The organism is Marinobacter sp. UBA5687 (assembly GCF_002420325.1).
In the GTDB taxonomy this organism is placed as follows: domain Bacteria; phylum Pseudomonadota; class Gammaproteobacteria; order Pseudomonadales; family Oleiphilaceae; genus Marinobacter; species Marinobacter nauticus.
In genome coordinates this window covers 1-6,704 of the sequence record NZ_DIHV01000001.1, presented here as the reverse complement: position 1 = coordinate 6,704, position 6,704 = coordinate 1, and the positions used below count along the sequence as shown (strand labels likewise).

Here is a 6,704-nt window from a genome sequence, read left to right as displayed (position 1 = left end):
CAACGCCTGTGTTCCGGTGCGCCTGCAGGTTGGCCAATTCGAGCCAGACCGGAATCAACGCCGGGTGCTTCGCAAAAATGCCGACCTCGACTGCAAGCTGGTGCCAGCAGCATTCAGTGAACGCTATTACCGGCTGTATGCCCACTATATAGAGGAGCGTCATCGCGACGGTGACATGTATCCACCTTCAAGAGAACAATTTACCTCGTTCCTCGTGGAGGGGGCTACCGACTCCTGGTTCCTCGAAATGTCTCTTGATGGTGACCTGGTGGGACTGGCAGCCGTCGACCTGCTGGATGATGGCCTCTCGGCCATCTACACCGTCTTCGCGCCGGAACTGGAGCACCGGAGCCTGGGCACTTTCGCAGTGCTCTGGCAGATTGAGGAAGCCAAACGGCGGGAACTGCCACATCTGTATCTGGGCTACTGGATCAAAGAATGCCGGAAAATGAACTATAAAACCCGCTTTCAGCCTATCGAGGCCTTGCGGGATGGCCACTGGCGCAAGATGTCGCCCGACTGAATTTTGCCAAACGTGGAGAATTCAGGCAGAATTGCGCAATTTAAAATCACCGAAAAGTATTCCGAACGAGGTTTCTACTGAATGGCGAAATCAGATGTCATTGAAATGGAAGGCGTTATTGTCGATACCCTTCCCAACACCATGTTCCGCGTTGAGCTGTCCAACGGCCACGTTGTGACCGCACACATCTCCGGAAAAATGCGCAAGAACTATATCCGCATTCTGACTGGTGACAAGGTCAAGGTTGAGCTGACTCCCTACGACCTCAGCAAGGGCCGCATCGTTTACCGTGCCCGTTAATGGTCCGAGCTGACATCTGAAAAGCCCCGCAAGTGCGGGGCTTTTTTGTATCACACGGCTTCAGCCGGTTCGTCCTCATAATCAAAGGTCAGCTCGTCGTCCTTGAGCTGAATGAACACATCACCACCGTGCTCCGATAGCCGGCCGAACAGGATCTGCTCCGCCAGCGGACGCTTGATCTTGTCCTGAATCAGGCGCGCCATCGGCCGGGCCCCCATGGTCACGTCATAGCCTTTTTCCGCCAGCCAGAGCTTGGCCGCATCGTCAACGTGAAGCACCACATGCTTCTCATCCAGCTGGGCCTGAAGCTCGGTGAGGAACTTGTCTACCACGTGCGTGATGGTGTCCTTCTGCAGATCGGCAAACTGGATAATGCCATCCAGCCGGTTCCGGAACTCCGGCGTGAAGGTTTTGCTGATCACCTCCATACCGTCGGTACTGTGATCCTGCTCATTGAAGCCAATGGAGCGGCGGGCCATGCTTTCAGCGCCCGCATTGGTGGTCATCACCAGAATCACGTGACGGAAATCTGCCTTACGGCCATTGTTATCCGTCAGGGTACCGTGGTCCATCACCTGCAGCAGCAGGTTGAAGACTTCAGGGTGCGCCTTCTCGATCTCATCCAGCAGCAACACGCAGTGCGGGTGCTTGTTGACCGCTTCGGTCAGCAGGCCGCCCTGGTCATAACCGACATAGCCGGGAGGTGCACCAATCAACCGCGACACGGTATGGCGCTCCATGTACTCCGACATATCGAAGCGAACCAGCTCAATGCCCAGCACCTTCGCCAGTTGCTTGGTGACTTCCGTTTTACCGACACCGGTCGGCCCGGCAAACAGGAAGGCACCTTCCGGCTTCTCAGGCGCTTTCAGCCCTGCCCGAGCCAGCTTGATGGCGGTTGCCAGGGATTCGATCGCCGGATCCTGACCGAACACCACCATCTTCAGATCGCGCTCAAGATTGCGCAGCAGATCCTTGTCGCTGGTAGAGACATTCTTCGGCGGAATGCGCGCAATATTGGCGACCACGTCTTCGATGTCGGTCACATCGATGGTCTTCTTGCGCTTGTCTTCCGGCTGCAGCCGCTGCCGCGCACCGGCTTCATCGATGACATCAATGGCCTTGTCGGGCAGGTGCCGGTCGGTGATGTACCGGTCCGCCAGTTCTGCAGCCACCCGCAGGGCCTTGTCGGTGTACTTGAGGTCGTGGTGTTTCTCGAAGCTCGGCTTCAGGCCCTTGAGGATCTGGTAGGTATCCTCAACGCTTGGCTCGTTGACATCGATTTTCTGGAACCGACGCGCCAGTGCACTGTCCTTCTCGAAAATTCCACGGAACTCCTGGAACGTGGTCGAACCAATGCAGCGGAGTTCGCCTGAACTGAGCATGGGCTTGAGCAGGTTCGAGGCATCCATCACGCCACCCGACGCAGAACCGGCGCCAATGATGGTGTGGATCTCATCGATGAACAGAATGGCATGATTCTGCTTTTTCAGATCACTCAGCAGACCTTTGAGGCGTTTTTCAAAATCGCCACGATACTTGGTACCGGCCAGTAACGCGCCCATATCCAGTGAGTAGACGACGGCATCCGAAATAATCTCCGGCACCTGCCCGTCCACAATCCGCTTGGCCAGACCTTCGGCAATGGCTGTCTTGCCAACGCCGGCCTCGCCCACCAGCAAGGGGTTGTTCTTGCGGCGGCGAACCAGAATCTGTACCACCCGCTCAACCTCATGCTCACGGCCAATCAGCGGATCAATACGACCCTGCCGTGCCTGTTCGTTGAGGTTGGTGGCGTAGCTCTCCAGCGGACGGGAATGACCGCCCTCTTCCGCTGCTTCGTCCTGGGCAGCGTGATCCGCGCCTTCCTGGTCCTCTGCTCCCTGAACCCGGGAGATACCGTGGGATACGAAATTAACCACGTCAATCCGGGCGATATTCTGCTTTTTCAGCACATAAACCGCCTGACTTTCCTGCTCACTGAAGATGGCTACCAGTACGTTTGCTCCGGTTACCTCCTTCTTGCCAGACGACTGCACATGGAATACCGCTCTCTGCAGTACCCGCTGGAACCCCAAAGTGGGTTGGGTTTCGCGCTCACTGTCGGAGCTAGGGATCAGGGGGGTGGTGGAGTCCACAAACTCTACCAGCTCTTCCTCAAGGCGCTTCAGGTCTGCACCACAGGCTTTCAGGACACCCACTGCCGATTCGTTGTCGAGAAGGGCCAGCAACAAATGCTCTACCGTCATGAATTCATGACGCTTGTCCCTCGCATTTTTGAAGGCCGTATTCAGCGTAATTTCCAGATCTTTACTCAGCATGGGCCACCCCAACGTCTGTCAGTCCGCACGTTCAATCTCGCAAAGGAGCGGATGTTCGCATTCCGAGGAATACTGGTTCACCTGTGCTGCCTTTGTTTCCGCGATGTCTCGGGTATATACCCCACATACGGCTTTTCCCTGCGTATGGACGAGCAGCATCACCTGCGTCGCCTTTTCTTCGTTCATGGCGAAGAACTTCATCAGCACGTCCACCACAAAATCCATGGGTGTGTAATCATCATTCAGGAGCACAACCCGGTAACGCGCCGGGCGCTTCAGGGCAGGCTTCTCCGGCGCAACACTGACCCCCTCATGGCGACCGGGTTGTTCATCCTCCCCCTGATTGAATACTAGTAGAGAATTCTCAATTGTCCGCATGGTTCCATATACCGGTTATTCGGTTCCTGACTTAAATGTGGATGCGTGGCAGCGTATTTTCAAGCCAACACTGCCCACAAGCGTGCGTTGTTTATCAATACGAACATGATACCGCTTCCAGACCTGCCAGAACCACCTGTTCCGCAGTATCCGGCACTTGACTCGGGCGCCGGTTTGGCCGACAGTAGTGTGCATTGTTAAAGAATGTAAACTCATGCTTCAGCGTGTAACCCAAAGCCACATCCAATACCGGTTTCACGTTGTTGGCAACAGTTCCGGCGCCACCAGGGCGCTGTGAATTCAACACACAAAACCAATAATAAGGGAGCACCTGCCAAGCCTCTGGAACTCGCCCGCCATACACGGGCACCAAAACAGAGGAGCAGTCAGCGCCTCCCAAAGTGACAGCAAAGGAACAGGGGAGTTCATCATGCCAAGAGGCAAAGTCAAATGGTTCAATAATGCCAAGGGATACGGCTTCATCATTGAAGATGGCTGCAGCGATGACCTGTTTGCCCATTTCTCCTCAGTCCAGATGGATGGCTACAAAACCCTCAAGGCCGGTCAGACGGTAACGTTCGACAAGAAGCCAAGTGACAAGGGCGTTCACGCCATCAACATTGTCCCGGACGAGGTTCCGGCCAGAGAATCCGGGCCGAAAACGGCATCGGATTCCTCGGATCAGGCGGCTCAATCAAGCAACAGCAACGAGAGCTACACGCCCCGCGCTGTAAACGGCTGATGCCGGGCGTTGTCTGAGAACTTCAGCCAACGCCGGGCAGCCTGGCATTTCTTTCCTTTTCCCGCCGGTTTTACCGGCGGGCAGGCTTCGTGCTTTTTAATCAACGGTGATTACAGTAGTCTTGGCGCTTTCGCGCATTTCCGGCACAGGACTTCACCCATGGCGAAGCTGATTCTCTTCAACAAGCCATTTCACGTATTGAGTCAGTTTACCGACGAGCGCGCCAGCCATCCCAGGGCTACCCTTGCCGACTGGATTGACCAACCCGGCGTTTATCCGGCCGGCCGGCTCGATTACGATTCCGAAGGGCTTTTGCTGCTCACCGACCACGGCGCATTGCAACACCGTATCGCATCGCCAACCAACAAAATGCCCAAGACTTACTGGGTTCAGGTCGAAGGTGAGCCCACAGACGATGCCCTGCACGCGCTATGCAAAGGCGTAGCGCTGAAAGACGGGATCACACGGCCAGCCAAGGCAGAGCGACTTGAAACACCCGACCTGTGGCCCCGAAATCCTCCGGTGCGGTTTCGGCAGAATGTGCCCACCAGCTGGCTGGCACTGACCATTACCGAGGGCAAGAACCGACAGGTGCGCCGAATGACTGCAGCCGTGGGCTACCCTACCCTGAGACTGATCCGGGTCCGCATCGGGGACTGGACGCTGGATAACCTGAAGCCGGGCGAATACCGAAGTGTTACGGTCAATCTGCCCGATACACCCCCGAACACATCCGCCAGGCCTAAAAGGAGGCGCCGCCGATCATGACCTGGAAACCCCATGCCACCGTGGCGGTGGTTGTTGAAGACGATCAGGGCCGGTTTCTTCTGGTTGAGGAAGTCAGTGGCGGGAAGGTGGTTTTCAATCAGCCCGCAGGCCATATCGAGGAGAACGAGGCCATTCTGGATGCCGTACGCCGGGAAACCATGGAAGAGACCGGGTGGGAGATAGAACCGGTTTTTTTCCTCGGCATCTACACCTACAAGGCCCCCGCCAATGGTGTCACCTACTACCGGTTCTGTTATGCCGCCAAAGCCCTCCGGCACGCCACCGACAAGCTGGATACCGGCATCATCGGCCCACACTGGCTGACGCCGGAGGAAATCCGGGAACTCGGTGACCAGCTTCGAAGCCCGCTGGTGCTCCAGTGCATCGAGGATTACCGAAACGGACGCAAATTCCCCCTTGATGTGGTTGTGGATGGACAGACGTAATCACCGGATGATGTTAAAATTCGCGCTTTTGACCGGTTCCCAGACGAAATGACCCAGAATACTGAGCCCCAATCCCCCGAGCACACCCGCGTGATCGTCGGCATGTCCGGCGGCGTGGATTCGTCCGTTGCTGCCTGGCTCCTGAAAGATCAGGGGTACCAGGTGGAAGGCCTGTTCATGAAAAACTGGGACGAGGACGACGGGACCGAATACTGTACAGCAATGACCGATCTGGCAGATGCTCAGGCAGTTGCCGACGCCATCGGCATCAAACTGCACACCGCCAGCTTCGCTGCGGAGTACTGGGACCGGGTATTCGAGCATTTTCTGTCGGAATACAGTGCCGGCCGAACCCCCAATCCGGACATCCTCTGCAACAAGGAAGTAAAATTCCGGGCATTCCTGGATTACGCCGTTACTCTGGGCGCCGACTATATCGCGACCGGCCATTACACACGCCAGCGCCCGCTCAACGATGGTAGCGGCAAGGCCCAGTTGCTCAAGGGGCTGGACCCCAACAAAGACCAGAGTTACTTCCTCCATGCCGTCTCCGGCCAGCGCATCGCCCGCACCCTGTTTCCGGTGGGCGAACTGGAAAAGCCGGAGGTTCGCCGGATTGCTGAAGAGCAAGGGTTCGTTACTCACGATAAAAAAGATTCGACAGGAATCTGTTTTATCGGGGAACGGAAGTTTACCGATTTTCTGAAACAGTACCTGCCCGCTCAGCCCGGCAACATTGAAACGCCCGACGGCACGGTGATTGGCAAACATCAGGGCCTGATGTATCACACCATAGGGCAACGTCAGGGCCTTGGCATTGGCGGTCTTGCGGAGTTTGGCGACGACCCCTGGTATGTGGCAGAAAAGGATCTCAACCGGAACGTATTGATTGCCGTCCAGGGCAAGCATCACCCACTGTTGTTTTCGCGGGGACTGGTCTCGGGCCCTGTTGACTGGGTTGCCGGCGAACCTCCGGCACAGAAGTTCCGCTGCAAGGCGAAAACCCGATATCGCCAACCGGATCAGGATTGCGAGGTTACCGTCATAGACGGTGGCGTGAAGGTCATCTTCGACGACGCCCAGCGTGCCGTAACTCCCGGTCAATCCGTGGTTTTCTATCAAGGTGAGGTGTGCCTGGGCGGCGGTGTTATTGAGCAAACCTGGCGCGATAACGAAGCTTTACCTGCAAGACTTGAGCGCCTGGCAAGTGAAGGATCTGACACATG

The 6,704-nt window shown here is 56.5% G+C and carries 8 protein-coding genes; 6 read left to right on the top strand and 2 right to left on the bottom strand.

Translation table 11 applies throughout. The features are described from left to right. Both B3Y70_RS00040 and infA read left to right on the top strand, forming a co-directional pair. A partial coding sequence (locus B3Y70_RS00040) for an arginyltransferase (RefSeq protein WP_288589013.1) occupies positions 1-523 on the top strand: 523 nt, incomplete at its 5' end. 81 nt (positions 524-604) lie between these two features. Beyond that, positions 605-823: a translation initiation factor IF-1 gene (gene infA, locus B3Y70_RS00035; RefSeq protein ID WP_008938619.1), complete on the top strand. Its 219-nt coding sequence runs from the start codon at positions 605-607 to the stop codon at positions 821-823. A gap of 50 nt (positions 824-873) precedes the next feature. Here infA and clpA read toward each other — a convergent pair whose 3' ends face one another. Together clpA and clpS are read right to left on the bottom strand one after the other, a co-directional pair. After that, complete coding sequence (gene clpA, locus B3Y70_RS00030; RefSeq protein WP_288589012.1) at positions 874-3,144, bottom strand: ATP-dependent Clp protease ATP-binding subunit ClpA; 2,271 nt, start codon at positions 3,142-3,144, stop codon at positions 874-876. An 18-nt stretch (positions 3,145-3,162) separates the two neighbouring features. Then, positions 3,163-3,522: an ATP-dependent Clp protease adapter ClpS gene (clpS, locus tag B3Y70_RS00025; RefSeq protein ID WP_011785238.1), complete on the bottom strand. Its 360-nt coding sequence runs from the start codon at positions 3,520-3,522 to the stop codon at positions 3,163-3,165. 430 nt (positions 3,523-3,952) lie between these two features. On the opposite strand from clpS, the gene B3Y70_RS00020 reads away from it, so the two are divergent. From B3Y70_RS00020 to mnmA, 4 genes are all read left to right on the top strand, one after another. Next, the gene (locus B3Y70_RS00020) at positions 3,953-4,264 is read left to right on the top strand and encodes a cold shock domain-containing protein (RefSeq protein WP_199453959.1); all 312 of its coding nucleotides are present in this window, start codon (positions 3,953-3,955) and stop codon (positions 4,262-4,264) included. 159 nt (positions 4,265-4,423) lie between these two features. After that, entirely contained in the window at positions 4,424-5,032 is a 609-nt protein-coding gene (locus tag B3Y70_RS00015; protein WP_199453961.1) for an rRNA large subunit pseudouridine synthase E, read from the top strand. Continuing rightward, positions 5,029-5,478: an NUDIX hydrolase gene (locus B3Y70_RS00010; protein ID WP_199453963.1), complete on the top strand. Its 450-nt coding sequence runs from the start codon at positions 5,029-5,031 to the stop codon at positions 5,476-5,478. Before B3Y70_RS00015 ends, B3Y70_RS00010 begins: the two co-directional genes overlap by 4 nt. Positions 5,479-5,526: 48 nt before the next feature. Continuing rightward, positions 5,527-6,704, top strand: a 1,178-nt coding sequence (mnmA, locus tag B3Y70_RS00005) for a tRNA 2-thiouridine(34) synthase MnmA (RefSeq protein WP_023009998.1), incomplete at its 3' end; no start/stop codon positions are given.

Excerpts from the sequence above, each read along its gene's own strand:
- infA (WP_008938619.1), top strand. The coding sequence starts at position 605 with ATGGCGAAATCAGATGTCATTGAAATGGAAGGCGTTATTGTCGATACC.
- clpA (WP_288589012.1), bottom strand. The coding sequence starts at position 3,144 with ATGCTGAGTAAAGATCTGGAAATTACGCTGAATACGGCCTTCAAAAAT.
- clpS (WP_011785238.1), bottom strand. The coding sequence starts at position 3,522 with ATGCGGACAATTGAGAATTCTCTACTAGTATTCAATCAGGGGGAGGAT.
- B3Y70_RS00020 (WP_199453959.1), top strand. The coding sequence starts at position 3,953 with ATGCCAAGAGGCAAAGTCAAATGGTTCAATAATGCCAAGGGATACGGC.
- B3Y70_RS00015 (WP_199453961.1), top strand. The coding sequence starts at position 4,424 with ATGGCGAAGCTGATTCTCTTCAACAAGCCATTTCACGTATTGAGTCAG.
- B3Y70_RS00010 (WP_199453963.1), top strand. The coding sequence starts at position 5,029 with ATGACCTGGAAACCCCATGCCACCGTGGCGGTGGTTGTTGAAGACGAT.